A 26,905-nucleotide genomic window follows, 5' to 3' on the forward strand; every position below is an offset into this window, starting at 1 on the left:
GCTTGTCCCGGCCATCCACGATCTTTCTTCTGCGTTTCAACACGTGGATGCCCGGGACATCTAGCGCGAAGACGCGCTTCGCGCTTCTGCCCGGGCATGACGACGGAGTGGGTGGCGCGGCGCTACGGCCTGTTCGGATCGAACCGCTTCGCGAGGCCCTTCCAGCAATCCGCGTAGTCGTCCTGCAACGTCGCGGCATTCGCCGCATGCGCGGTGACGCGTTGCGGGTAGCGGGTCTCGAACATGAAGGCCATGGTGCCCGTGAGCTTCACCGGCTTCAATTCGCCGTTGCTGGCGTGCTCGAAGGCGTCGCGGTCGGGACCGTGCGGCAGCATGCAATTGTGCAGCGAGATGCCACCCGGAACGAAACCCTGCGGCTTGGCGTCGTAGACCCCGTAGATCAAGCCCATGAACTCGCTCATGATGTTCATGTGATACCAGGGCGGGCGGAAGGTGTTGTCGGCGACCAACCAGCGCTCGGGGAAGATCACGAAATCGATATTCGCCGTGCCCGCGGTCTCCGACGGCGAGGTCAGCACGGTGAAGATCGAGGGATCGGGATGGTCGAAGCCGATCGCGCCGACCGGCGAGAAGGTGCGCAGATCGTATTTGTACGGCGCGTAATTGCCGTGCCAGGCGACGACGTCGATCGGCGAGTGGGCGAGCTGCGTCTTGAACAGCGATCCGCCCCATTTCACGAACAACTCGGTCGGCGTGTCCTTGTCCTCGTAGTGCGCGACCGGCGTCAGGAAGTCGCGGGCATTGGCGAGGCAATTCGCGCCGATCGGCCCGCGCTCCGGCAGCGTGAAGGCGCCGCCGTAGTTTTCGCAGAGATAGCCGCGCGCCGGCCCGTTCGGAATCTCGACGCGGAATTTGACGCCGCGCGGGATCACCACGATCTCGCCGGGCTCGGCGTCAATGCGGCCGAACTCGGTGACGATGCGCAGATTGCCCTGCTGCAGCACGAACATCAGCTCGCCGTCCGCATTGTAGAAGTGCTGGTCCACCATCGACTTGGTAATGAGATAGATATGCGCGGCCATGCCGGCCTGGGTGTTGACGTCGCCGGCCGTGGTCATGGTCTGCACGCCCTGAAGGAAAGTCATGTCCTCCTTCGGGATCGGGGCCGGGTCCCAGCGCAACTGCGCGATCGGCAGATCGTGTTCATGGCACGGCGCCGAACGCCACAGGCCCTCGTCGGCCTTCTCGAAACGGCCCGAATGTTTCACCGAGGGGCGAATGCGATAGAGCCATGAGCGCTCATTGGTGCCGCGCGGCGCCGTGAAGGGAGAGCCGGACAACTGCTCGGCATAGAGGCCATAGGCGCAGCGCTGCGGCGAGTTGCGCCCGATCGGAAGGGCGCCCGGCAGCGCCTCGGTCTCAAAGCTGTTGCCGAAGCCGGACATGTAGCCCGGCGTGACCTGGGCCGAGCTGCGAATGACCTGATCGGGCGAGGTGTTGATGTTCATGACTATCCTCCTTGCAGGGCGGCCCACATCTCCTGGTCGCGCTTGTCGGTCCAGATCACGGGATCGTCGATCCCCGAGGCTTCGTCGAAGGCGCGCGATACATTGAACGGCAGGCAGTGCTCGTAGATGGCGAAGCCCTGGAATTTCGGATCCATCACCTCGCGCGTCGCGGCCATCGATTCCTTCAGCGTGCGGCCCTTGGCGACCGAGATTTCCGCGGCGCCATAGAGCGATGTGACGAAGTCGCGCGTCATCGCGATGGCTTCGCGCACCGTGGCGACCCCGTTGAGCGCATCGCCGCGGCCCGGCGCGATCGCCTTGGGATTGAAGTTGCGGATCTCGTTCAGCGTCAGCGGCCATTCGCGCAAATGCGCGTCGCCGCAATAGCAGGCCGAGTGATATTCGATGAGATCGCCGGAGAACATCACCTCGGCATCGGGCACCCAGGCGACGATGTCGCCCGAGGTGTGGCCGGCGCCAAGCTGCATCAGCCGCACCTCGCGCTTGCCGAGATAGATCGACATCTCGCCTTCGAAGGTCAGCGTCGGCCAGGTCAGGCCGGGAATGCTCGAGGCGTCCTGGAACAGGCGCGGGAAGCGGCCATATTCGGAATCCCAATCCTGCTGGCCGCGCTCCTCGATCAGGCGGTAAGTCTCCTGCGAGGCGACGATGCCCTGCGCCTTGTAGGCGGAGGCGCCGAGTACGCGCACGGCGTGATAATGCGACAGCACGACATATTTGATCGGCTTGTCGGTGACGGTGCGGACGCGCTCGATCACCTTGTTGGCCATCGCCGGCGTCGATTGCGCGTCGAACACCAGGCAGCCGTCGTCACCGACGATGATTGCCGTATTCGGGTCGCCCTCCGCCGTAAAGGCGTAGAGATCGGTGCCGATCTCGGAAAAGGTGATCTTCTTCTCGGAGAGATCGCCGGTGGACGCGAAGTTCTTCGCCATTAATTCGTTCCTTTGGACATTCGTTATTGCTGTTGTTGCTGTTGCTGCTGGCCGTCGATCATGCGTCGCTTGGCGAGTAAAATCGCGTCCCGCAGCACCTCGATATCGCCGATATGGTTGGCGAGGATCAGCACCAGCGCCGCGTCGAAATCGGCGCTTTGCTCGTCGGTGAAGCCATGATGCGCCTCGACGATGGCGCGAAAGGCGTCGTCGGGCCGCGCAAAGTTGGAGCTGGTGGAAAGCGGCATGCGAGTCCTCAATTCAAGCCTTGCTCATTGAAGCCTTGGGCCCGCGACAGCGCTGCCGCGACGCCAGCGCGCGTCGGGTGGCGAAAGCGCGCCGCGACATAACCGTCCGGCCTTAGTAGGTAGGCTGAGCCTGGTTCCGCATCATAGCGCTTTGCGGTGAGCCCCGCCGGATCCGCGAGCCCGTCCTCACCGCCGATACAGATGTCCTTCACACCAACAGGCGCCTCAATCGCCGCGCCATTGCTGAACGACAGCAACGTGAAATCCGTTCCGCCCTGACGGAATGCATCCGTCAAATAGGCTTGCTCGCCAGCGCGCGTCGCAACGGGGGCATCGAGACATCGAACAGCCGGGGAGCGGTCCACCACGCCACGCATCCGCATCGGGCGACAACAGCGGCGAATCATAGCTGCACGGCACCGAGAGCCTGCCGCCATTGACCATGCGCTTGCCGAACTCGGTCTCTTTCGCCAGCGACAGCACCGCCTTGCGCAGCCGCGCCTCCTGGCGCGTGTTCGGCGCCATGAAATCGGTCGAGCGGGTGGATTCGCGGATGTTCTCGTCGGCGGCGAGACTGCGCTCGACATGATAGCTCTCGAGCAGGCTCGCGGGCGAGGTCCCGCGCAGCACGCGGTCGAGCTTCCAGGCGAGGTTTTCGGCGTCCTCGAGTCCGGAATTGGCGCCGCGCGCGCCGAACGGCGAGACCTGGTGCGCGGAGTCTCCCGCGAAAATCACACGGCCATGGAGGAAGCGGTCCATCCGCCGGCACTGGAACTTGTAGAGCGAGATCCACTCGAACTCGAACTTGTCGTGGCCGAGCATGCGCGCGATCCGCGGCCGCACGTTCTCGGGCTTCTTCTCGGTGAGAGGATCGGCGTCGCGGCTGAGCTGGAGGTCGATGCGCCAGACATCGTCGGGCTGTCGGTGCAACAGCGCCGAACGCCCCGCATGAAACGGCGGATCGAACCAGAACCAGCGCTCGGTCGGAAATTCCGCGGTCATCTTGACGTCGGCGATCAGGAACTGATCCTCGAATACCTGGCCGGCGAAGTCGGCGCCGACCATCTGCCGCAGCGAGGAGCGCGCGCCGTCGCAGGCGATGACATATTGTGCGTGCAGATAATAGTTGCCTTCCGGCGTCTCGATGGTCAGCGCAACGGAATCGTTGCGTTGCTCCAGCGCCGTCACCTTGTTGCGCCAGCGCAGATCGATGCCCGGGAGGTCCTGCACGCGATCGGCCAGGTAGGCCTCCGCGTAATATTGCTGGAGGTTGATGAAGGCAGGCCGCTTGTGACCGTCTTCAGGCAGCAGGTTGAACTGGTAGAGCTGGGACTCGCCGTGGAAGATGCGGCCGACGCTCCAGACCACGCCCTTCTCGACCATGCGGTCGCCGACGCCGAGCCGGTCCCAATATTCCAGCGAACGTTTCGAGAAGCAGATCGCGCGCGAGCCTTCGCCGATACGATCGGCGTCATCCAGAAGGACGACGCGCTGGCCGCGCTGGGCGAGGTCGATCGCCAGCGACAGCCCGACCGGGCCAGCACCAACGATCACGACCGGATGCTCGGCCGGGCCTTGGCCGGGACGATCCCGATCGGGGTGGCGGCGATAGCCGAACTGGGTTTTGGCCTGCTGGGTCTTGGCTTGCGCCATGCGCTAACCTCGGCTCTGGTCAGGAGAGGACTGATCTGCTAGATAGTCTCACGTGCAACCATTTTGGACCGGTGCCGGCCGGCCGTCAACTGGAATTCGGAGCGCTCTCCTTGGCGAGGACATCCAGCGACATCGCGCTGAAGACACGGGTGGTGGACGAGGCTTTGCCCATTCCACAAACACGGCTCGACCTGTTCAAGTTCGCGCCGTTCCGGTTGAACCGGCTCGCGGCGGAGGTCAGTGCCGCGCTTTCGGTCGAATATCAGGAACGTCACGGCCTCGATATCCCGGCCTGGCGCGTGATCGCGACGCTCGGCTTCCGCAACGATGCCTGCAGCGCGCAGTACATCGCGCAATGCACCCGCACGCATAAATCCACCATCAGCCGCGCGGTGACCATGCTGCTGCACCAGGGGTTGATCGAGCGCGTCGAGAACGAAGCCGACCGCCGCGAATTCCGCCTGCAGCTGACAAAGAAGGGGCGCACGCTGTACGAGGAGCTGTTTCCGCAATTGCTGCGGCGGGAAGACGAGATCCTCGCCTGCCTCACCGCGCAGGAGCGCAAGCAATTCTCAGCGCTGCTCGGCAAGATCGAACAGAGCCTCGACCTGATCCAGACTAGCGAAGAGGCCGACGCCAAGCAGGCGTATTGATCACTTCGCAAACGACCGCGACGGCGGCAAATGCAGCGCCCAGGCATCGACCTTGTCGCTGGCGCGCGGATAGATCTCGGTCACGATCGGATCGTGGCCGGGAATGAACCGGTCGGGATGGCCGGCGAGCCGCTCGATCATCTCCCAGCCCTGCGCCATGTCGCCGATGTTGTAGACGATCGGAAAAGGGCTCCGGCGCTGGAGGTTGGCGTAATAATGCGCGGCATCGGACGCCAGCACCACCGGCCCGCGCGCGGTCTCGACCCTCACCACCTGCAAGCCGTCCGAATGGCCGCCGACGCGGTGCACAGTGACGCCGGGCGCGACCTCGCCGTCGCCGGAATAGAAATTGACGCGCTCGCCATAGACATGGCGGACCATCTGCGTGACGTGCTCGACCGAGAACGGATGTCGCAACAGTCCGTTGCACATGCAACGGCCCGTCGCGTAAGCCATCTCGCGCTCCTGGAGATGGAAGCGCGCGTTCGGGAAGCGGTCGAGATTGCCGGCGTGGTCGTAATGCAGATGTGTCACGATGATGTCGCGAATGCTCGATGCCGCGACACCAAAGCGCTCCAGCGCATCGACCGGATTGAGCGTCAGCTTGCGCGCCCGCGCGGTCGCTTCCTCGGCATTGAAACCGGTATCGACCAGGATATCGCGGCCGTTACCGCGGATCAGCCAGACGAAATAGTCGAGATCCTGCGCCGCGCTGTCATGCGGATCGGGCGCAAGGAAGTTCATATTGGGGGTGCGCGGCGACATCGTCGCATAGCGCAGTGCGTAGATTTCGTAGGCGTTTCCCATGGTTTTGATCTTGCTCTTTTTCTGGATGGACCTTCAGGGCCGATCGATGGCACCAAGCCATTGTCCGCCGCAAAGGTCAAACATCGGAGGTTGCGATGGACGCCGGTCGGCAATGTGAGACCAATCACATTGTTGTCGCCATGGCTGCCCTAACATGCAGCCGTAATGGCAACCAGAATGCATCGAGTGGAATCGTGACTGCCCGTTTATTCCCCCGCAACGTGCCCATGCGTCGCGGTCAATTGTCGCGATACCGCCGAATTTGCAAGCAGTTGACGCCTCCCTTCCCCGGTTTGATAATGCACATTGCGTAAGTTAAGGTCGCCGCGGCGCAAGCTGGTAACGGCGCCTTTTTGGCTGGACCGCGCTGATTATGAAAATTCGCTTCCTTTTGCTTCTGCCCTTGCTCGTGTCGCTCATCCCGACAGCTCCGTCGCTTGCGGCCGGCGATCGCTTTGCGCTGGTCATAGGCAACGCCAAATATCCGGACGCCGACGCCCCGCTGAAGGAACCGCTCAACGACGCGCGCGACGTCGCAGACGAGCTCAAGCGCGATGGCTTTTCCGTCGAGATCAATGAGAACCTGACCGGCGACGGCATGCGCCGCGCCTTCGACAAGCTGTACGGCAAGATCAAGCCGGGGGCGGTGGCACTGGTGTTCTTCAGCGGATTCGGCATCCAGTCGGCGCGGCAGAGCTATTTGCTGCCGATCGATGCGCAGATCTGGACCGAATCCGACGTGCGCCGCGACGGCATCAGCCTCGAAACCGTGCTTGGCGAGCTCAACACCCGCGGCGCCGGCGTCAAGATCGCGCTCATCGATGCTTCCAGGCGCAACCCGTTCGAGCGCCGGTTCCGCAGCTTCTCGGCCGGCCTCACCCCTGTTATCGCGCCGAACGGAACGCTGGTGATGTATTCGGCGGCACTGGCCTCGGTGGTGTCGGATGCCGGCGGCGAGCACAGCCTGTTCGTCCAGGAACTCCTCAAGGAAATCCGCGTCCCCGACCTGATGGCCGAGGAGACGCTGAACCGCACCAAGATGGGCGTCACCCGCGCCTCGCGCGGCGAGCAGGTGCCGTGGATATCCTCTTCACTGGCCGAAGATTTCTCGTTCATTCCGGGGGCCGGCGGATCGCGTCCGACAACGACGACGCCGCCCGCGGCTCCCGCTCCGCCGCCGGTCGTCGCCAACAACCCGCCGCCGGCTCCGCCTGCGCCACCGCCACCTGTGCTGCCGAAGCCGGCCGACACGACGGCTGCTCCGTCACCGAAGCCGCAGGTCGACGCCGCCTTGCCGCCTCCCCCACCGCCGGTGAAACCGGCCGATCCCATCACCGCTCCGAGCATGGATAGCGGGCCGAGTGCGGCCGTGCTGGCGGAGGACCCCACCATCAAGGGCCTGACGGCCAAGATCGCGGCCAATCCGGACGACGTGAACGCGCTTTACCGGCGCGGCCAGGTCTATGCCAGCAAGGGCGCCTATAACCTCGCCATCAAGGATTTTGACGAGTCGCTCCGGATCAACCCGAAGGACGTCGAGGCTCTGAACAACCGCTGCTGGACCCGCACCGTAGTCGGCGACCTCCAGGGCGGGCTGAAGGATTGCAACGAGGCCCTGCGGCTGCGACCGAACTTCGTCGACGCGCTGGACAGCCGGGGGCTCGTCAATTTGAAATCGGGAGCGGCCAAGAACGCCATCGCCGATTTCGACGCGGCCCTGAGGATCAATCCGCGCCTGACTTCCTCGCTGTTCGGACGCGGGATCGCCAAGCAGCGCAACGGCTCGGCCCAGGAAGGTGCGCTGGACATCGCCAATGCCAAGGCGATGGACCCGAACATTGTTCAGGAATTCGCAAGTTACGGAGTGCGTTGATATTTTTTAAATCGAGGCCGATGTGCCTCGAACCCTCGGTGGCCCGACGAAGACTAATCGGACGGATGCCGCAGGCCCCCTTCGGGGGGCTTATTGCAGGGATTTTGGAACCGCGCGAGCTGGCTGCTCAGGAGGGACTTGCTATGAGATTGGCTGCAAAGGGACTTACCGCAATCCTGTCCATCATCACCGTTGGCGCCGCGCTGTCGCTGACGATCCCGCTGGCATTCGCGGGCGACGACGGCAACAGCAAGAACGTCACCGATGACGAGATCGTCCGCGCGCTGGCGCCGCCGCCGAAAAAGCCGCTGACCCGCGGCCTTTCGATCGCTCCGCAGACCGATCCCGCACCGAGTGCGGCGGAGACCAAGCTGATCCAGTCCGTACGCGGCCGCTCGACACGTTCGCTGTCGTCGACCGAGCGTGAAGAAATCGCGTCGGTGGCCAAGGACAAGCCGAACATCGATCTGGAAATCACGTTCGACTACAACTCGGCCAATATCAGCGCCAAATCGGTTGCCTCGGTACAGGCGCTCGGCCGCGCGCTGACCAGCCCCGACCTGAAAGGCTCGACCTTCGTGGTCGCCGGCCACACCGACGCCGCCGGCGGTGAGACCTATAATCAGGAACTGTCGGAGCGCCGCGCGGATTCGATCAAGCGCTACCTGGTCGACAAGTACAGCATCTCCGCAACCGACCTCGTCACCGTCGGCTACGGCAAGAGCAAGCTGAAGGACCCGGCCCAGCCGATGGCGGAGGTCAATCGTCGCGTGCAGGTCGTCAACATGGAAAACAAGACCACCGCATCGAAGTGACCACGACGTAATCCTTTGAAGTGACAAGTCGTGATGTGGTGTAAAGTCTCGCTTCCAGAGCGCGTCCCGCAGCCTTGCGGGACGCTGCTTTATTTCAGGGAAACGCTCTCTATGGGCCGAGTGCGGATGGCCGTGAGCCAGGCCAGGACGATCCGGCGATGAATCTCTCCGAATATCTCAAGCCGGCCGGAACGGTGGTCTTCGTCGTTGCGCTCGGCGTCGGCTATTATCTGTTCGAGCACCGGCATCGCCCCGAGGCCAAGGAAACGCCGAGCGAGGCGCTGGTCATCGTGACGAAGTCGACCAATGCCTGCTTCTCCGACCTGGTCCGGGTGACCGGCTTCTTCGTGCCGCGCCGCGAAGCCGTGGTCGTCGCCGATCAGGAGGGATCCAGGGTCACCGACCTCTTCGTCACCGAAGGCACGCTGGTCACCGACAATCAGGAGCTGGCGCGCCTGACGGCCCCGCCCCAGATCCCGGGCCAGCCGCAGCGGCCCGGCCCGCAAGGTCCGGTCTCGCTGAAGGCCTCTGCGCCGGGCCCTCGTCACCGAGGTCCGCACCATCGTCGGTGCGCCGGCCTCGCCGCAGGCCGGTCCGATGTTCCGCATCGCCGTCAACAACGAGATCGAGCTCGACGCGCAGGTCCCGGCGGTGCACATGCCCAAGCTCAGCGCCGGCGCGACCGTGCGCATCAGCCGCGACGACTCGCCCGATTTGATCGGGCGAGTCAGGCTGGTGGCGCCCGAAATCGATCGCACTACCCAGCTCGGGCGCGTTCGCATCAGCGTCACCAACAATCCCTCGCTGAAAGTCGGCGTGTTCGCCCGCGCCTCGATCGATGCCAAGCGAAGCTGCGGCGTCGCGGTTCCCAAGACCGCGATCGACCATCTCACCGTGCAGGTCGTCAAAGGCAACATCGTCGAGACGCGCAAGGTACGAGTCGGACTGTCGTCCGACAGCGCCACGGAAATCCTGCAAGGCCTCGACGTCGGCGAAATCGTCGTGGCCGACGCCGGCTCTTCGCTGCATGACGGCGACCAGATCAAAACCATGTTCGCCGATGAACTCGATCGCACGCGGGTACGCTGATGGCTCTCAATATCTCGGCATGGTCGATCCGCAATCCGCTGCCGTCGGTGGTCTTTTCCATCATCCTCCTGATCCTCGGCTGGGTGTCCTTCACCAAGCTCGCGGTGACGCGGCTGCCCTCGGCCGACATTCCCGTGATCTCGGTCGCGGTATCGCAGTTCGGCGCGGCACCCGCGGAGCTCGAATCCCAGGTCACCAAGACGGTTGAAGACGCCGTCTCCGGTGTCGAAGGCGTCAGGCATATCACCTCGCAGATCACCGACGGCCTGTCGGTGACGACCATCCAGTTCGCGCTGGAAACCAACACCGACCGCGCGCTCAACGACGTCAAGGACGCGGTGACGCGCGTGCGCTCCAACCTGCCGCAGAACGTCACCGAACCCCTGATCCAGCGCGTCGATGTCATCGGCCTGCCGATCGTCACCTACGCCGCGATCTCGCCCGGCAAGACGCCGGAACAGCTCTCCTATTTCGTCGACGACGTGGTCAAGCGCGCGCTGCAGGGCGTGCGCGGCGTCGCCCAGGTCGAGCGCATCGGCGGTGTCGAGCGCGAGATCCTGGTCTCGCTCGATCCCGACCGCCTGCAGTCGATGGGGCTGACTGCCGTCAATGTCAGCCAGAGCCTGCGCGGCACCAATGTCGACGTCGCCGGCGGCCGCGCCGAGATCGGCAAGAACGACCAGGCGATCCGCACCCTCGCCGGCGCCAAGACGCTGAGCGACCTCGCAGGCACCATGATTCCGCTGTTCGGCGGCGGCGAGGTCCGGCTCGACGATCTCGGCACCGTCACCGACACCATCGCCGACCGCCGCACCTTCGCCCGCTTCAACGGCGAGCCGATCGTTGCGCTTGGCATCAAGCGCTCCAAGGGTGCCAGCGACGTGAAGGTGGCCGAGGCCGTGCAGAAGCGCATCGACTCGCTCAAGGCCACCTATCCCGACGTCGACCTGAAGGTGATCGACACCTCGGTCGACTATACCAACGGCAATTACCACGCGGCGATCTCGACCCTGTTCGAAGGCGCCATCCTCGCCGTCGTCATCGTGCTGTTGTTCCTGCGCGACCTGCGCGCCACCGTCATCGCCGCGATCTCGCTGCCGTTGTCGATCTTCCCGGCGTTCTGGGCGATGGACCTGCTCGGCTTCTCGCTGAACCTCGTCAGCTTCCTCGCCATCACGCTGTCGACAGGTATTCTGGTCGACGACGCCATCGTCGAGATCGAGAACATCGTCAGGCACATGAACATGGGCAAGTCGCCCTATCGTGCGGCCCTCGAAGCCGCGGACGAGATCGGCCTCGCGGTGATTGCGATCTCGCTGACGATCATCGCGATCTTCGCACCCGCGAGTTTCATGTCGGGCATCGCCGGACAGTTCTTCAAGCAATTCGGCATCACCGTCTCGGTGCAGGTGTTCTTCTCGCTGCTCGCGGCGCGCTTCGTCACGCCGGTGCTCGCCGCCTACTTCCTCAAACATGGCAATCACCAAGAGCCGCCGCCCGGCCGCGTGCTGCGGTCCTATCACAGGATCGTGGCGTGGTCGGTGAAGCACTATTTCGTCACGGTGCTGGTCGGCTTCGGCGTCTTCGCCGCCTCGATATGGAGCATTACGCTGCTGCCGCAGGGTTTTCTGCCGGCGCAGGACAGCTCGCGCTCACTGGTTGCCCTCGAGCTGCCGCCGGGCACGCAGCTCGCCTACACCGAAAAAGTCACCGAAGACATCGTCGCGCGGCTGCGCAAGCGGCCTGAGGTGAAGAGCATCTTCGTCGACGGCGGGCGCGTTCCACCGGGCACCCAGGAAGTCCGGCGCGCCGCTTTGATCATCAACTACACGCCCAAGGACAGCCGCGACATCACCCAGCGCGAGCTTGAATTCTCGATCAGCCAGGAGCTGGAGAACATTCCAGACATCCGCTTCTGGTTCCTCGACGAGAACGGCCTGCGCGCCATCTCGCTGGTCGTGACCGGCGCGGACGCCAACATCGTCAACAACGTCGCCAGCGAGCTCGCGACGCAGATGAAGCGGATTCCGACCATCTCCAACGTGATCTCGGAAACCACGCTGGAGCGGCCCGAGCTGCGCGTCGAGCCGCGCGCCGATCTCGCCGCACGGCTCGGCGTCTCGACCGAAAGCCTGTCGCAGACCATCCGCGTCGCCACCATCGGCGACGTCGGGCCGGCGCTCGCCAAATTCGACGTCGGCGATCGTCTGGTGCCGATCCGCGTGCAGCTCGAGGATGCCGCGCGCGGCAATCTCAAGACGCTCGAGCAGCTCCGCGTGCCGCTCGGCGAGCATGGCGAGAAGGGCGGCGTGCCGCTTTCGGTCATCGCCGACGTCAAGCTCGACCAGGGTCCGACCAGCATCAACCGCTACGATCGCGAGCGGCAAGCAACTGTCGCGGCCGATCTCGTCGGCTCCGCCGCGCTCGGCGACGCCACCAAGAAGATCTACGACCTGCCGGTCATGAAGAGCCGGCCGAAGGGCGTGAAGGTCTCACCCTCCGGCGATGCCGAAAGCCTGAATGAACTGTCCGAAGGCTTTGCCACCGCGATCACGGCGGGTCTGATGATGGTCTACGCCGTGCTGGTGCTGCTGTTCGGCACCTTCCTGCAGCCGATCACCATTCTGTTCTCGCTGCCGCTCTCGATCGGCGGCGCGATCGCGGCCCTGCTGATCACCGGCAAGCAGCTCACGACACCGGTGTGGATCGGCATCCTGATGCTGATGGGCATCGTCACCAAGAACGCGATCATGCTGGTGGAATTCGCCATCGAGTCCATTCGCGCCGGCACACCGCGTGAAGAAGCCATGATCGACGCAGGCATGAAACGCGCACGCCCGATCGTGATGACCACGATCGCGATGGCCGCCGGCATGATGCCAAGCGCGCTTGCGGTCGGCGCAGGCGGCGAGTTCCGCTCGCCGATGGCGCTCGCGGTGATCGGCGGCCTGATCTTCTCGACCATCCTGTCGCTGGTGTTCGTGCCCGCAATGTTCATGGTGATGGACGATCTCGGCGCCCTGATCTGGCGCTTCGGCAAGCGGCTGGTCGTGCACAGCGAGGATGCGGAGGACGCCGGTCATCACGGCGCTGCGCCGGCAGAGGCAGCGCCGGTGCCGAAGGGCATCGCGCACCCCGCAGCGGAGTAGATTCCGAAAAGGCGGGTCAGAGGCGCGCGCTGGCACAAGTCGGTCGCGCGCGTTAGCTTACGACATGGCTTTTGTGCGTATCACGATGGACCCAGCCTGCTGCACTGGCAAAGCCTGCATTCGCGGGCTGCGGTTTCCAGTCGCACGATTGCTCGGCCTGCTGGCAGTCGGCGAGACGCGCGAATCCATCCTCAATGACTACCCGTATCTGGAGCGTGAGGATATTGATGAGGCGTTGCGATACGCGGCCTCCCTCGCAGAGGACACAGTCGCCGATCTCCCTCGTACCTTCCAAGCGAAGTGAAGTCGCTCGACTTACTCGTTCCGCGCGATCGCCGTCAGCTTGGTCATGTTCCTCAGCAGGATGCGGCCGCGCTGGAGATCGAGGATCGCTTCCTTGCGCCAGGCCTGAAGCTGGCGGTTGACGCTCTCGCGCGCGGCACCTACGAAGACGCCGAGCTGCTCCTGCGAGATGTGCACCTCCGAGCCGAAATCGGCGGCGAGCGCGCAGAGGCGCCGCGCGAGGCGAACCGGCAGCGGCTGGAGCATGGACTCTTCCATGCGCTCGCTCTGCCAGCGGATGCGCTGGCACAGCAGCGCGATGATCTTGATCCCGACCTTCGGCTCGCGTTCGAGGAAAGCGAGAAAGTCTTCGCGCCGCAGCACGAACAGCTCGCTGGCTTCGCCCGCGGTCGCATCGGCGGTGCGGCTCTGGCCGTCCAGCACCGCGACCTCGCCGAACAGGTCACCCGGCCCCATGAAGTTCAGCGTCAGCCGGCTGCCGTCGGAGGAGCCGGTCTCGATACGGACCTGGCCTCGACGTACGCCGAACAGCGCGTCGCCGCCATCGCCCTTCTGGAATAGCACCTCGCCGTTCCCCAGATGCTGGGTGTGGCAGAGATTCGACAGCCGCTGGAGCTCGTCTGCGCCGAGATCGGCAAACATCGCGTTCATTTTCAGGATGACCGCAAATTCGGCCTGCTTGCTCATTTCAATGTCCTTGTGAATTTCCGTGGCCAGTGTCCCTGGCCCGTTTCCTTGGCAAATCGCTTGGAACCATCAACATCAGGGTCGCGTAAAACCGCGCCCGGGAAGTGTGTCATAAGTCACATAACTTTGCAGCACCCCAAGACTATTTTTACGCGCTTGGAGCCGCTTCCCGTCCCGGGATAAACTCAGGCGCAAAGGACGGGTGCAAATGACGGTCATCTGCCGGATTCGACGCCGATTGTCCGTCGCTGGAAAGCCGATATGAGAGCAGTGAAATTCGCCGGCGCTGCGGTGGCCGCCGTCATCATCGTGATCGCACTCCTGCTGGTGGTCGGGATCCCCTCGGGCTTCCTGACCTCGACGATTGCCTCGCGGGTGGAGAGCGCGACCGGCTATCGCCTGTCGATCGACGGCACCACCAGGATCAGCCTGTGGCCGACGCTGAACGTGACGCTGAACGACCTCACGCTTGCCGACCCCAAGGACCGCAGCGGCATCACGCGCCTGACCATCGACAGCGTGCAGGCCGACATGTCGCTTTCGAGCGTGTGGTCGGGCCGCCCGAAGATCAGCGAGCTCGTCGTCACCCATCCCGTGCTCTACCAGCCGCTGCTGCGTGAGCGCCTGCCGAATGCCGGCGGCGCGTCGAAGCCGATCGCGCTCGATACCGATGGCGCCACCATCGACCGCGTCAAAGTCACCGATGGCGAGATCGCATTCGCGCGCGTGCGCGACCGCGTCGAGAGCCGCATCAGCGCCGTCAATGCCGATGCGATCGTCGATCGCGACCGCAAGATCAACATCACCGGCACCGCGCGGGTCGGCGAGCACCCGACCAAGTTCGACATCAAGGCGACGACGCCGGCGCCGCCCGCCGACCGGCCGACCATTCCGGTGGATTTCGCCATCGACATGCCCGACGTGCTGAAGTCCCAGCTCGCAGGTCACGCCGAGATGCGGCTCAACGGCGATGTCGTGATGATCAACGGCGTGAACGGCACGCTCGGCGATGGCGCCTTCAACGGCTGGGCCTCGGTCGATATCGCGAGCAAGCCTCTGGTCAAGGTCGATCTCGACTTCCAGCGGCTCGCGATCCCGCTGGCGAAATCGCCGGAAGGCGCGTCCGGACAGCCCTGGAGCGATGCGCCGATCGACGTGTCCGGGCTCAATTATGTCGATGCGCAAATCAGGATCTCGGCGCACGAGGCCGTCATCGGCGATGCGCGCCTCGCGCCGCTGGCGATCGATGCAAAGCTCGCCGGCGGCGTACTGAAGGCCGGCACCGCCAATCTCGGCGCCTATGGCGGCGAGGTCTCGGGCGAAGTGATCCTAGATGCGACCAGCGGCGCGCCGAGCTTCGCCATGCATTCCGACCTCACCGGCGTGCGCGCGCTGCCGCTGCTCCAGGGCCTTGCCGAATTCGACCGGATCGACGGCAAGCTGCAGGCCAAGCTCGCGCTGCGCAGCGCCGGCACCAGCCAACGCGCCTTGATGGCGAACATGCAGGGCACCGCCTTCGTCACTTTCCAGGACGGCGCCATCCGGGGCATCAACATCGCGCAGATGATCCGCTCGCTGACGTCGGGCACGCTGTCCGGCTGGCAGGACAACCAGAACAACAGCCAGGAGCAGAGCACCGATCTGTCACAGCTCTCGGCGTCCTTCCGCATCGACAAGGGTCAGGCGGTGACGACCGATCTCAATCTGATCGGGCCACTGGTGCGACTCACCGGCGCCGGCACCATCGCGCTCGACACCAAAATGATGGGTTTTCGCGTCGAGCCGAAGCTGGTGATGACGACCGAAGGCCAGGGTCGCGCCTCCGAGCCGGTCGGCTTCGGCATCCCCGTGATGATCCAGGGCAGCTGGTCGCAGCCGCGTATCTATCCTGACATGAGCGGCATGCTGGACAATCCGGACGCCGCCTATGCCAAGCTGCGCGAGATGGGCAAGGGCCTGTTCGGCCCCGACGGCGCCGGGCTCGACAATATTTTGGGCAGCCTTGGTCTCGGCGGCACGACCGCGCCGGGTGGCGGCAATGCAGCCGGCAATGCCAATCCGCAAACCCAGCAGCCGGGACAGAACAATCCGCTCGGCGGCCCCTTGGGCGAGGCGATCGGCAATCTGATCCAGCAGGGACTTTCCAGCGGTGCGGCAACCGGCACGGGCAACGGAACGGCCACCGGCCGCAGCCGCAGCCTGCCAGCAACGCCATCGACACCGGCGCCGCAGGCCTCCCCCGCGCCCCCCGCCCAGGAGGACCCGCCGACGGCACCGCAGGACAGCCAGCCGATGAACGACGTGCTGCGGCAGCTCTTCAATCGATGATGGGCGGACCAACGCTCTGGACTCCACGCCAATCCCTTACCTCGGCCTTGTCTCACCCTGCTTCATCCGAACGGATGAGACTGCGACAATTCACCACCCGTCCGGCCCAAACCGGCCTCCCCAGCGGGTAACCAGGCCTGCCGGTCCACCGGTCGTCCGGTCCAAATTATGCTAGCAAATTATGCTAGAAGGACCGCTGGGCCCGCACAGGCCGTAGCGCCGGCGTCGATGGCGGCGCGAGAGGATCGGGATGGCGGGAGCGAACGAGAAGACACGGTTTCTGCGCGAGGGCCTGTTCGCCAAATACGTCGTCTCTCTCGTCGGCCTCGTCGTGTTCGTGCTCGCCGTCAACGGGGCGATGGAGAGCTGGATCTCCTACCGCGCCACCAAGACACAGCTGACCGACGGTCTCGAGGACAAGGCGCAGGCTGCCGCGCGACGGATCGAGCAGTCGATCTCCGAGCTCGAGCGCCAGATCAGCTGGGTGACGCGGGCGAGCCAGGACACGCTCGAGAAGCGCCGCGCCGACTACGCCCAGCTGCTGCACCAGGTCTCGGTCGTCAACCAGCTGTTCCAACTCAACGGCGAGGGCCGCGAGGTGCTGCGCGTCTCGCGCCAGTCGACCACGACCGGCAGCAATGCCGACCTCTCCCGCGACATGCGCTTCACCGACGCCGTCGCCCGCGGCGTCAGCTACGCGCCGGCGTGGTTCTCCGACCGGACGCCGTTCATGTCGATCTCGGTGGCGCATTCCGGTTTCAACGCCGGCGTCACCGTGGCCGAGCTCGACCTCAGCTTTCTCTCCGAGTACCTCACCGACGCCCAGGTCGGCAAGGCCGCCTTCGCCTATGTGGTCGATCCGCGCGGCCGCGTGCTGGCGACGTCGTCGAAGGGCCCCGATGTCGGCAAGGATTTGTCGAAGCTGCCGCAGGTGGCGGCCGCGGTCGCACCAGGCCACGAGCCCGACACGTCGGGCACCGACTTCAACGGCCATTCGGTGATGAGCGCCGCGAGCATCGTGCCGAAGCTCGGCTGGAGTGTGATGTTCGAGCAACCGACCACGCAGGCCTTGATGCCGATCCGCGACCAGCTGGTGCGCATCGCGCTGCTGATCGGCATGGGCCTGCTGGTCGCGATCCTCGCCGGCACGCTGCTCGCCCGCCGCATGATCATTCCGATCACGGCGCTGCGCGACGGCGCGCACAGGCTCGGCGAGGGCGATTTCAGTCATCGCATCGACGTGCACACCTCCGACGAGCTGGAAGACCTCGCCGGCCAGTTCAACCGCATGGCCGGTCAGCTCCAGGAGACCTATTCGGACCTGGAGACCAAGGTCGAGGAGCGCACCCGCGATCTCGCGCAGTCGATCAACGAGCTCAAGGTGCTGGAAGAGGTCGGCCGCGCGGTCGCCGCCTCGCTCGATCTCAATGCCGTGCTGCCGACGATCGCCGCGCGCGCGATCGAGATCACCCACGCCGACGCGGTGCTGATCTACGGCTACGACGCGCAGGCGCGCCGCTTCAATCTGGTCGAGGCCAACGGCATCGACAAATCCGCCGACGGCGCCCATGTCACGATCGACGAAGGCCAGAACATCCTGAGCGATGCGGCCGGGAGCGGCGAGCCGATCGCGCTTGCCGATCTCGACCAGGCCGCCGGGCAGCCGCTGCGCGACGTCGCGATCGATGCCGGCTTCCACTCGGTGCTGGTGGTGCCGCTGGTGGACCAGCAGGGCACGCTCGGCTCGCTGGTGGTGCTGCGCCGGGCCAGCGGCGAGTTCGCCGCCAGCATCATCGGCCTGATGCGCACCTTCGCCAACCAGGCTGTGCTGGCGATGCGCAACGCGCGGCTGTTCACCGAGGTCGACCACAAGGGCCGCGAGCTCGCCGCGGCGCACGAGACCGTGCAGCAGCAGGCGGCAAAACTCCAGGAGCAGACCGAGCAGCTGCGCAACTGGAACCGCTCGCTGGAGGAGCGGGTCGAGAAACAACTCGGCGAGATCGGCCGCATCAAGCGGCTCGAACGTTTCCTCGCCCCGCAAGTGGCGCAGCTGATCGCCTCCTCCGACGGCCACGACGCGCTGCTCGACAGCCACCGCCGCGAAGTCACCGTCGTGTTCTGCGATTTGCGCGGCTTCACATCATTCACGGAGGCGACCGAGCCGGAAGAGGCGATGAACGTGCTGCGCGAATATCACGCGGCACTCGGCGAGCTGATCCACCGCTACGAAGGAACGCTCGACCGCTTTGCCGGCGACGGCGTGATGATCCTGTTCAATGCGCCGATTCAATTCGCCGACCACACCAAGCGCGCGGTCAAGATGGCGGTGGAGATGCGCGACGTGATTGGCCAATTGACCGAGAAATGGAAGAACCGCGGCCACTCGCTCGGCTTCGGCGTCGGCGTCGCCATGGGCTACGCCACGCTCGGCCAGATCGGCTTCGAGCAGCGGCTCGAATATGCCGCGATCGGCAGCGTCACCAATCTCTCCTCCCGCCTCTGCGACGAAGCCAAGGCCGGGCAGGTCGTGGTCAGCCGCCGCGTCTACGGCATGGTCGAGCCCTGGGTCGAAGCCCGCGCGCTCGACGATCTCGTGCTCAAGGGCTTTAACCATCCCGTGCTCGCGATGGAGATCCTGTCGTGGCGCGAGGAGGTGGAGAACGTGGTGGATGCGGCGGCTGCAAGGCGGCGGATGTGAGTTTGCTTTGAACGACAGCTGAACTTGTAAGAAATTCTTACAAGTTGCCGCCGTCGCTTCAAACAAAAAGTGCGAAAACAACCCCATGCACAGTAGACGGCGGCTGCAAGATCAATGACTTACACGGGTGCCGAAGAGCTTTGACTCGTCGGGCAAAACACCGGCAGGACGGCAACATCCCGACGAACCACATCCCTCCTCCCCGCGACTAACGATCGCCTCCGCGTCGAGGCTAACATCCGGATGGAGTCGATCTGTGGCGTTTGCCTTGCCTTCGCGTGCGTATGATTTGCAGATGCTGGATCGTCCCGCCGATCGCGCGCGTGATCACGGTTGGGTCTATGGTCTGCCGCCGGGCATCAGCAGCGAGCAATGGCCGCTCGATCCCGTCACCGGCTTTCCACTGATGCACGGCTTCACATTGAAACTGCCGGAGGATTATCGCGTGCATGGCGAGGACATCGTCGCGGTGTCGTTCTTTGCCACGGCGCCCGATCACAATGACGGCGGGGCGCCCGATGATCCCGAGATTCGCGAGGCGGTGCAGGCGCGCGCCTCGCATCCACGGCTGTCACGCATGACTGACATCCTCGACTACGAGTATGCGGCGCTGCTGCTGACCGCCCGCGAATATGACGGCGCGTTGGCCACGCCGCCCGCGCCGCTTCCGCTTGCGACGGCCGACCGGCCGCGCTGGCTCGACGTCGGCGGCGCCAGCGCTTTCTTCGAGGTTGCCGCGCCTTACGCGACGAAGATGTTCGCGAGCCCTCCGCGCGGAGATCTCGCCGAGACCCGCGCGATCGCGTTGACACCGCGCGCGAGCGATCCCAATGCCGGCAAGGGCCCGCAGGACGAGCACACGCGCCAAAATCCGCCGAGCGGCTATCAGTCCTATTACTATTATGTCGGCGGCGTGCCGAGCCGCGACAATTTCCGCCTGCACGATTGGGGCAAGGAGCACGCCCACAATCATCTCGGCGGCACCATGCGGCCCTGCCAGGCGGTGCCGGAGATGAGCTCGTTCTACGTCGAGTTCGAGGAATATTTCGGCGGTTACAATTTTGCCGGCGGCAACGCGCAGCTCGACTTCAAGGACATAAAGTTCGACTGGGCGTGCGGGTGATCACACCCCGCGCTTCGGCCCGATCGCCTCGAAGCTGGCCTTCTGCTCGTCGCTTAGATCAGCCTCGAAATCATCGAGCGCGTCAGTGACGTCGTTCACCGCCTGCAGCATCGTCTCCAGCCGCGCCTTGGCAGTGGCAAGGCGGGCCTGCGGGGTCGGTGCTGCTTTTGACGGACAGGCGCTCAACGTCTCCATGGTGCGCAGCGTGGTGTCCTGAAGTACGTCGAGACGCGCGCGGGCGATGTCGTCGAGTTTGAGCGTGGACGCGATGTCGGCCGCGGGCCATTGCTGCTGCACGAGCTGCTCGTATTGGCGCTGCACTTTCTCATCGTAGCGGGGATCGCTGTCCGCCTGGCAGGCCGATGCCGCCTGGGGATTCTTTTGCTGGATCGACGCAAGCGCGGCGCTGCGGTCCTTGGCCAGCGCATCGAGCTTTGTCTTCTGGTCGTCGTTGAGGAGATCGACGAATTTTATCAGCGCAGGTGCAACCGCGTCCGTTGCCTTGATCATGGCCGCGAGGCGCTCGCGCATCAGACCGAGCCGCTCCATGGCCGTCGCAGGGACCTGCGTTGGGCAGGCGGCGCGGATCGTGTCGCGCGCCGCCTGCCAGGCGGTGGCGAGTTCGTCGAGCGCTGTGCGCTGCAATTCGTTCGGCTGCACGGCAGCGGCGATGCGGTCGACCGGCAGGCCGCCGGTGTCGCTGGCATCGCAGACAGTCTCGGCGGTCGGCACTCTCCGTCCGCGCCTGCCTTGCGGCGCGGCGTAGGCGGCAAGCTCGGTTACCGCATAGGGCGAAAAGATCGCGGCATAGATGTCGCCATAGCCATAGAGCGAGAGGCTGGTCGCATCGCCGAGGATGATTGCGGTGGTGAGGTCGTCATGCGCGAACGGCCAGAACACCGGGCCAGCCCAGCCGTAGCTGCCATCGGGGTGACGCCACCAGCCTTGCGGGCGCTTGCCGCCGTGCCAGCCCGACAGGGCAGCTTGCGCCGTGAGCGCCGCACGCATGATGTAGGGATTGGCAGGCTGCCCTCGCTCAACACCACGAGGATCTTGTGACCGCAGCGCTGCGGAGCGGTTGCGGCCGCCTCGCACCGCCATGCGCGCGTGGCGCAGGCGCGACAGGCCGATCACGTGGCCGACGGCGAAGCGCGCGACACCGAGCGGGCCGCCGCGCAATCCGAACTGCGCCTCGGCGCGATTTGGCAACAGCACCGCCAGCATCACGAGGGTTGCGCCCGTTAGCGCCAGCCCCAGCCTGGGGCCCATGCGTGATCTCGACATGGCCACTGACCTGTCCACCCTGGCCCTCCTCCGGCGCCGAGCGCGCATCGCGTCGCATCACGTTGACGCGCGAGGGAACCAAATGTTCCGGAAGCACACAGGGCAAAGCGTCGCAACGCGCATCGGCGGTGGCGAAGCGGTGTCACTCCGTCTTCTGCGGCACCACGAAGGTCTGGCCGGGATAGATCAAATTGGGGTTGTGAATCTTGGCGCGGTTGGCGTTGTAGATCACGGCAAAGCGGGCGCCGTCGCCATAGGCGAGCCGGCTGAGCGCCCAAAGGCTGTCGCCGCGGGAGATCACCCGGTTGCCGCCTGCTTCCGCCGGTGCACCACCGACGACGTCCGCCGGCGAGGCCGATGCAACGGTCGTGGCCGCAGGAGTCCGCGCCATGACCCCTGACACGCCCCTGGGTTTCAGTGCGCCCATCAATCTCGGCCGGGCCGCGGGCCTGTCCGATACCGATGCCACGACATCCGACTTGTCATCAGATTTCTCGGCCTTTGCCTCCTGCTTCGTATCTTGCCTCGCGGCCGGCACAGGGCGCGCGGGCGGCGGCGCGGCTTCGGCGATCGTCACCGGCATGCTGCGGCCGGATTGCGTGACGGTGCCGTCAGGCGATTTCGCCCGCAGGGTCAACTCATAGGAACCGGCAGGAAGCTGCGGCGGCGTCATCACGAATTGGCCCGATGCATCCGCCACCACCGTGTCGAGCGGCTTGCCGTCGCGCAGCAGCTCGACCTTGGCTCCCGGCGTCGCCTGGCCCGCGATCACTGCCGCCTCGCCGTGATCGTCGACGCGCGCGACGTCGAAACGGGGGCCGGTATCCGCAACCGCCGGCGGCGGCTTGACCGGCGCAAGATCGGCAAGCGCGGCGGTGACCTGCTTCTGGGTTTCGGCCAGCGCACCCGCCTTCGGCTCGGGGGTCGGCGCCGGAGACGCAGCTGGCGACGGCGGCGCGACGGCGGCGAGCTTTGGCTCTTCCGGCTTGAGTTCCGGCTTGGGTTCGACCTTCTGTTCGACCTTGGCCTCCGGCCTGGCGGCGACCACGGTGTCGGTCTTCGCCCCGTTCGGCAGCAGGCGGCGCAGCTCGGTGGGGCCGATCACCAGCACGGTGCCGCCCACCGCGAGCAGACAGAATGCAATGAAGGCCTTGGATGCGATCGTCATCAGAAACGAACCTTGATCAGAAACGAAGCTTGCAAATCAGCCGGGAACAGCAAATTGCGCCGTTTTGGCCGCGGCAGCAAGACGGTCGATAGGATGATGAGCCAACCCGCCAGGGATGAACCGGCGCCACCCCGCCGGCGTCAAATGCTCGACCGCATCGCGGCACCCGCCTGAATCCGTTCCGATTCATATTTTCCTAACCCTCGCTGGTAACCGGCTCTTGTCGGTTTTGCTGCATCTTGCATCCCACGGGAGGGCTGCATGGGCACATCGATCAGGTGGACCGCGCGCATGCGCGGGTTGCTGCGCCGTTGGCGCGGCGCGCCACTGACTTGGCTAATCGTCGGCGGTTTCGTGCTGATGGCTGCAATGGCCATCGGCACCGCGCTAACGGTCGACCGCTTCCGGCAGAATGCGATCGAGAGCGGCCGCGACAGCCTGGAAAACTCAGTCCGGCTGCTCGCCCGTCATTTCGACCGCGAGTTCGAGGACTTCGCGGTGCTCCAGAAGAGCGTCATCGCGGAACTCGAAAGCCGTAGCATCGAATCCGCTGATGTCTTCCGCAGTCAGATGGCAACACTCGCCATGCACGAGGTGCTGCGCGCAAAGACAAGTGGTTGGTCCGATGTCGCCGGCGCCAATGTGTTCGATTCCAACGGCGTTCTGATCAACTCGTCGCGGCGCTGGCCGGTCGCCAACATCTCGGTCGGTGACCGCGGCTATTTCAACCGGCTCAAGAACGACGCGTCCGCGCAGGAAGAGATCGAAGTCGTGCCCGGACGGTTCGGCGGTGGCGCCGCGATCGTGTTCGCGCGCCGCGTCTCCGGTCCGCACGGCGAGTTCTACGGCATAGTCTCGCGTGCGATCACGCCCGACCAGCTCGAATCTTTCTTCGCCTCGAGCGGGCTCGGCGAGGAATCCTCGATCGCGATGCATCATCAGAACGGCCAGCTGCTCGCGCGCGTTCCGCATGCCGACGCGATGATCGGCCAGAATTTCCGCAACGGAACGCCCGAGCAGATGGCGGTGTTCGAGCGCACGTTCGTCACCACGCAGCTCGCAAGCCCGATGGACGGCAAGGACCGCATCGTCGCCTCGCGCATGCTGACCGGCGAGCCGCTGGTCGTGGTCGCGACCAAGTCGCTCGACGCGACGCTGGCGACCTGGCGCACGCAAACCAAATTCTTCGTCACCGTCGCCGTGCTGTCGATCGGCCTGCTCGTGCTCACGCTTTATCTGATCTTCCGCCAGGTGACGCGCCGGCTCTCGGTGGAGAAGCAACGGCTCGACACCGCGATGAACACCATGACGCAGGGCCTCCTGATGTTCGATCAGGACGAACGGCTGATCGTCTGCAATCGGCGCTACATCGAGATGTACGGCCTGTCGGCCGAAATCGTGAAGCCCGGCGCCCATTTCCGCGAAGTGATCCAGCATCGCCACGACACCGGCTCGTTCCACGGCGACGTCGATTCCTATTGCGACGGCATCTTGAGCAATGCCGGGCAGACGCAGAGCGCGATCGTCGAGACCGCGGAGGGCCGCCTGATCGAAATCAAGAACCAGCCCGGCGCCGCCGGCGGCTGGCTCGCGACCCATGACGACGTCACCGATCGCATCCGCGCCGACGAGCGCATCGCGCACATGGCGCATTACGACGCGCTGACCGACCTGCCTAACCGCGTGCTGATGCGCGGCCATCTGGAGCGCCGCGTCGCGGAACTCAGCCAGGGCAAGCCGTTCGCGATCCTCTATATCGACGTCGACGAGTTCAAGGGCGTCAACGATTCGCTCGGACACGAGGTCGGCGACGAGCTGCTGCGCCAGGTCGCGAACCGGCTGCGCGCCTGCGTCAGCGGCAACGACATGGTCGCACGGTTGGGCGGCGACGAATTCGCCATCGTCAAGGCCGGCACCAACGATCAGGCCGAGCTGACGGCACTCGCCGAACAGATCCTGAAGGCGCTGCGCGCGCCCGTGAACTGCAACGGCCAGGAAATCCCGACCGATGCCAGCATCGGCATCGCGATCGCCCCCGACCACGGCGACACTCTCGAGGATCTGCTCAAGCGCGCCGATCTCGCGATGTATGCGGCAAAATCCGAGGGCCGTCGAACCTTCCGTGTCTTCGCGCCCGAATACGACGCCAAGGCAGGGCAGCGCCGTCAGCTCGAGCTCGATTTGCGCCAGGCGCTCGCCCGCGGCGAGTTCGAGGTGCATTACCAGCCGCTGGTCGACCTTGCGGCCAACGTCGTCAACGGCTGCGAAGCGCTGCTGCGCTGGTGCCATCCCGAGCGCGGCATGATTTCGCCTGCGGACTTCATTCCGGTCGCCGAAGAGACCGGACTGATCGGCGAGATCGGCGAATGGGTGCTGAGGCAGGCCTGCACGGAGGCCGCGTCCTGGCCCGGCGACATCCATATCGCGGTGAACGTTTCACCGGTACAGTTCCGCTCCAGGACGCTGGCGCTCAAGGTCGCAGCTGCGCTGGCGGAGTCAGGGCTGGCGCCCGGACGGCTCGAGCTCGAGATCACCGAGACCGTGCTGATCCGCGACGATGCGGAGGCGCTGACGATCCTGCAGCAGCTGCGCGAGCTCGGCGTGCGCATCGCCCTCGACGATTTCGGCACCGGCTATTCCTCGCTGAGCTATCTGCATCGTTTCCCGTTCGACAAGATCAAGATCGACCGCAGCTTCATCAGCGACATCGGCCAGTCCGAAGACTCGTCGCCGATCGTGCAGGCCGTGGTGCACATGGCCGCCGCCCGTCACATGGCGACGACCGCGGAAGGCGTCGAGACCGAGGCCCAGCGCGAGGTGCTGCGAAAGCTCGGATGCAGCCAGATGCAGGGCTGGCTGTTCAGCCCGGCCGTGCCGGCGGCGAAGTTGAGGCAGCTGTTGTCGGCGCAGGCGGTGGCGGCCTAGCTGCGCACCGGCAACCGTACCCCCCATCAGGGGGATTTGTCGCAAAATCGGACAACGCTTGTTCGCTTCGAAATGCGGTGTTCCTGCGCCACAAACGGGTCCAATCGTCACGGCCGCGTGACGGCCGGCCGCACCTGTTGCCATACCCCCGCCCGCCCGCCGTGCGTTCGCGCAAGTGCGCACCGGCTTGGAGCAGGATCAGACAAAGAATCGCGACTTCAGGAAATACGCCGGGCCTTCGCGACGCATAGAACACGCGCCGACCCGTACGAATACGGACGATTGGTCGGAATCCTGAGGCGATCAGGAGGAGCCACGCCATGATCGGAAGCAGCGCACTCATGCGCAATCCCCCGCACAAAAGTTTACCACCCGCGCCGGACGTGCAACCGGACGACAGTTCGACATGCGAGCGGCGCGCTGCCAATCTGGAGATGGCGCGCGTCCTCAAGACGCAGCCGCTTCGCATGGCCTCCGATTCTCAAAGCGGCGCCATCGCCTATTGGAAACACGAGGCGCTGCACGACATTGTCGAGCCGATGGCCGATCACGTCATCATGGCTTATCCCGCCGGCTCGCAGGCGCTGGAACGGCGCACGGGAAAAACGGCTGCAATTGCGACGGCGCGTGCCGGTGTCGTGACGATCATTCCGGCCGGCTCGACGTCCCGTTGGGACATCCACCGGCCCTTGCATGTCGTTCAGCTCTATCTTCCGCAACGGACGCTTCTGCGCATCGCCGACGAAGCCAACACGGCAAGCCCTGACGATCTGCTGGAAAGAACCGGGCATCCCGACGCCATCACGTCCCGATTGCTCCTGAGCGCGGCCGACTCGCTCGAAGGCAGCGCCACACTGGACACGCTGTTCAGGCAGCAATTGACGGATCTTCTCGCGACGCGCCTGTTGGCCGCCCATGCCGGCGTGCCGGCCACGCTGCAGCCGATTATCGGCGGCCTTTCGCCGGCGGTCCTGCGCCGGGCGATCGAACGCCTGCGTTCTGACAGCGATGCGGATGTTTCGCTCTCGGCGCTTGCATACGACGCAGGTCTGTCGCGTTTCCATTTCTGCCGGTCTTTCAAGGAGAGCACCGGGCTCTCGCCGCATGCCTGGCTGCGCCAGCACCGGCTCGAGCAAGCCATGAACATGCTGCGGGAGAGCGACGAATCGGTCGTCTCGGTCGCCGCTGCACTCGGTTATTCCTCGCAGACCGCCTTCGCCGCGGCATTCAAGAAGCTGACGGGCGAAACGCCGAGCGATTGGCGCAGGCGCGTGCGTTAGCAGCAATCCCTCGACAGGGACGGCAATCGCGCTGGGGCAGCGGCAAATCGGGTCGGGTACATCATCACCATGTCCAGACCAATCGAGGGAGACCAAAGATGACCTGGAAAAACTTCGTCACCCGCCAGCTGATCGCATCACGCCGCCGAAGCCTCGCGACCGCGACCTTGTACGGACTCTCGCTGGCCGTTCGCTTCACGTCGGCGACGGGCGAGGAGGTGGAAATTCCGGCGTACTCGATGCACCCGACGCATCCGCTGGTTTCCATCATGACCCGAAATGGCCCCAGCCTGCCCTATCAGGACTGGGGTGCAATGGAGCCTCAGCCGCTCGTCCTTCGCTACAGCTTGCCGCCGCGTTCGCCGCTGCAACGCTGCATGGCGCCTTAAGACCAGCC

The 26,905-nt window shown here is 65.0% G+C and carries 18 protein-coding genes and 2 pseudogenes; 12 read left to right on the forward strand and 8 right to left on the reverse strand.

The window, feature by feature from the left end:
* Nucleotides 1–122: 122 nt before the first annotated feature.
* The 4 genes and pseudogenes from hmgA to ACVWYI_RS01205 form a co-directional block, all read right to left on the reverse strand.
* Nucleotides 123–1,469, reverse strand: a complete 1,347-nt coding sequence (gene hmgA, locus ACVWYI_RS01190) for a homogentisate 1,2-dioxygenase (RefSeq protein ID WP_456660993.1) — start codon at nucleotides 1,467–1,469, stop codon at nucleotides 123–125.
* Between the two features lie 2 nt (nucleotides 1,470–1,471).
* Complete coding sequence (locus ACVWYI_RS01195; protein ID WP_354106007.1) at nucleotides 1,472–2,425, reverse strand: MBL fold metallo-hydrolase; 954 nt, start codon at nucleotides 2,423–2,425, stop codon at nucleotides 1,472–1,474.
* A 23-nt stretch (nucleotides 2,426–2,448) separates the two neighbouring features.
* The gene (locus ACVWYI_RS01200) at nucleotides 2,449–2,673 is read right to left on the reverse strand and encodes a DUF2783 domain-containing protein (protein WP_456660994.1); all 225 of its coding nucleotides are present in this window, start codon (nucleotides 2,671–2,673) and stop codon (nucleotides 2,449–2,451) included.
* Nucleotides 2,674–2,681: 8 nt separating this feature from the next.
* Nucleotides 2,682–4,326 (reverse strand): annotated as a pseudogene (locus tag ACVWYI_RS01205) (FAD-dependent oxidoreductase).
* 110 nt (nucleotides 4,327–4,436) lie between these two features.
* Here ACVWYI_RS01205 and ACVWYI_RS01210 point away from each other — a divergent pair.
* Complete coding sequence (locus tag ACVWYI_RS01210) at nucleotides 4,437–4,979, forward strand: MarR family winged helix-turn-helix transcriptional regulator (RefSeq protein ID WP_456660995.1); 543 nt, start codon at nucleotides 4,437–4,439, stop codon at nucleotides 4,977–4,979.
* Here ACVWYI_RS01210 and ACVWYI_RS01215 read toward each other — a convergent pair whose 3' ends face one another.
* Nucleotides 4,980–5,786 carry an N-acyl homoserine lactonase family protein gene (locus ACVWYI_RS01215; RefSeq protein ID WP_456660996.1) on the reverse strand — a complete coding sequence of 269 codons (807 nt, stop codon included), beginning with the start codon at nucleotides 5,784–5,786 and terminating at the stop codon, nucleotides 4,980–4,982.
* A gap of 373 nt (nucleotides 5,787–6,159) precedes the next feature.
* On the opposite strand from ACVWYI_RS01215, the gene ACVWYI_RS01220 reads away from it, so the two are divergent.
* From ACVWYI_RS01220 to ACVWYI_RS01240, 5 genes and pseudogenes are all read left to right on the forward strand, one after another.
* Nucleotides 6,160–7,659 carry a caspase family protein gene (locus tag ACVWYI_RS01220; RefSeq protein ID WP_456660997.1) on the forward strand — a complete coding sequence of 500 codons (1,500 nt, stop codon included), beginning with the start codon at nucleotides 6,160–6,162 and terminating at the stop codon, nucleotides 7,657–7,659.
* A 143-nt stretch (nucleotides 7,660–7,802) separates the two neighbouring features.
* The gene (locus ACVWYI_RS01225; protein ID WP_456660998.1) at nucleotides 7,803–8,474 is read left to right on the forward strand and encodes an OmpA family protein; all 672 of its coding nucleotides are present in this window, start codon (nucleotides 7,803–7,805) and stop codon (nucleotides 8,472–8,474) included.
* Between the two features lie 158 nt (nucleotides 8,475–8,632).
* Nucleotides 8,633–9,563 (forward strand): annotated as a pseudogene (locus ACVWYI_RS01230) (efflux RND transporter periplasmic adaptor subunit).
* Entirely contained in the window at nucleotides 9,563–12,712 is a 3,150-nt protein-coding gene (locus tag ACVWYI_RS01235) for an efflux RND transporter permease subunit (protein WP_456660999.1), read from the forward strand. The pseudogene ACVWYI_RS01230 and the gene ACVWYI_RS01235 overlap by 1 nt, the downstream one beginning before the upstream one ends.
* A gap of 64 nt (nucleotides 12,713–12,776) precedes the next feature.
* On the forward strand, nucleotides 12,777–13,016 hold the full coding sequence (locus tag ACVWYI_RS01240; RefSeq protein ID WP_247345106.1) for a DUF433 domain-containing protein: 240 nt from the start codon (nucleotides 12,777–12,779) through the stop codon (nucleotides 13,014–13,016).
* Nucleotides 13,017–13,027: 11 nt separating this feature from the next.
* Here the strand turns inward: ACVWYI_RS01240 and ACVWYI_RS01245 are convergent, their stop codons facing one another.
* Nucleotides 13,028–13,702, reverse strand: a complete 675-nt coding sequence (locus ACVWYI_RS01245; RefSeq protein WP_247345109.1) for a Crp/Fnr family transcriptional regulator — start codon at nucleotides 13,700–13,702, stop codon at nucleotides 13,028–13,030.
* 261 nt (nucleotides 13,703–13,963) lie between these two features.
* On the opposite strand from ACVWYI_RS01245, the gene ACVWYI_RS01250 reads away from it, so the two are divergent.
* The 3 genes from ACVWYI_RS01250 (at nucleotide 13,964) to ACVWYI_RS01260 (ending at nucleotide 19,851) form a co-directional block, all read left to right on the forward strand.
* Nucleotides 13,964–16,030: an AsmA family protein gene (locus ACVWYI_RS01250; protein ID WP_247345112.1), complete on the forward strand. Its 2,067-nt coding sequence runs from the start codon at nucleotides 13,964–13,966 to the stop codon at nucleotides 16,028–16,030.
* 250 nt (nucleotides 16,031–16,280) lie between these two features.
* Nucleotides 16,281–18,728 (forward strand): adenylate/guanylate cyclase domain-containing protein, encoded by a 2,448-nt coding sequence (locus ACVWYI_RS01255; RefSeq protein ID WP_456661000.1) that lies wholly within the window; start codon nucleotides 16,281–16,283, stop codon nucleotides 18,726–18,728.
* 295 nt (nucleotides 18,729–19,023) lie between these two features.
* Nucleotides 19,024–19,851, forward strand: a complete 828-nt coding sequence (locus ACVWYI_RS01260) for a hypothetical protein (protein ID WP_456661001.1) — start codon at nucleotides 19,024–19,026, stop codon at nucleotides 19,849–19,851.
* Here ACVWYI_RS01260 and ACVWYI_RS01265 read toward each other — a convergent pair whose 3' ends face one another.
* Nucleotides 19,852–21,120 (reverse strand): Spy/CpxP family protein refolding chaperone, encoded by a 1,269-nt coding sequence (locus ACVWYI_RS01265; protein WP_247345120.1) that lies wholly within the window; start codon nucleotides 21,118–21,120, stop codon nucleotides 19,852–19,854.
* A 157-nt stretch (nucleotides 21,121–21,277) separates the two neighbouring features.
* The gene (locus ACVWYI_RS01270; protein ID WP_456661002.1) at nucleotides 21,278–22,303 is read right to left on the reverse strand and encodes a LysM peptidoglycan-binding domain-containing protein; all 1,026 of its coding nucleotides are present in this window, start codon (nucleotides 22,301–22,303) and stop codon (nucleotides 21,278–21,280) included.
* A gap of 261 nt (nucleotides 22,304–22,564) precedes the next feature.
* On the opposite strand from ACVWYI_RS01270, the gene ACVWYI_RS01275 reads away from it, so the two are divergent.
* The 3 genes from ACVWYI_RS01275 to ACVWYI_RS01285 all read left to right on the forward strand — a co-directional run bounded on the left by ACVWYI_RS01275 (nucleotide 22,565) and on the right by ACVWYI_RS01285 (nucleotide 26,897).
* Complete coding sequence (locus tag ACVWYI_RS01275; RefSeq protein WP_247444594.1) at nucleotides 22,565–25,228, forward strand: bifunctional diguanylate cyclase/phosphodiesterase; 2,664 nt, start codon at nucleotides 22,565–22,567, stop codon at nucleotides 25,226–25,228.
* A gap of 320 nt (nucleotides 25,229–25,548) precedes the next feature.
* Complete coding sequence (locus tag ACVWYI_RS01280) at nucleotides 25,549–26,508, forward strand: helix-turn-helix domain-containing protein (protein WP_456661003.1); 960 nt, start codon at nucleotides 25,549–25,551, stop codon at nucleotides 26,506–26,508.
* 98 nt (nucleotides 26,509–26,606) lie between these two features.
* Entirely contained in the window at nucleotides 26,607–26,897 is a 291-nt protein-coding gene (locus ACVWYI_RS01285; protein WP_456661004.1) for a hypothetical protein, read from the forward strand.
* Nucleotides 26,898–26,905 lie beyond the last annotated feature (8 nt).

Source organism: Bradyrhizobium sp. LB13.1, assembly GCF_054056815.1.